General features: G+C 35.7%; 1 protein-coding gene. It reads right to left on the bottom strand.

Annotated elements, in window-relative coordinates; all coding sequences use genetic code 11:
* Positions 1 to 207 (bottom strand): methylmalonyl-CoA mutase family protein (locus ACRHOC_RS16060; RefSeq protein ID WP_431159546.1); only part of this gene is annotated, 207 nt, incomplete at both ends.

Raw genomic sequence — 207 nt, 5'->3', positions numbered from 1 at the left:
GTAATCATAAATTTTTTTGTTGCGCGCACTTGGAATAGCAATAATACGGCACCTTTGGTTATATACAAATGTAACTGCCAAGACCGACCAAAGACTTCTTAGAGCCCACAGCTTGGCAATTTCAAAAAAGTAGTTAGATCCAATACTACTTGTAAAGGCAATTTTAATCGATGCTTTGTCATTTTCTGATAACTTATCCCTAAAGTG

The sequence above is a fragment of the Winogradskyella poriferorum genome (genome assembly GCF_050618035.1).
Classification (GTDB): Bacteria; Bacteroidota; Bacteroidia; order Flavobacteriales; family Flavobacteriaceae; genus Winogradskyella; species Winogradskyella poriferorum_A.
The sequence above is the reverse complement of the archived record's forward strand: the minus strand, read 5'-3'. Positions and strand labels throughout refer to the sequence as shown.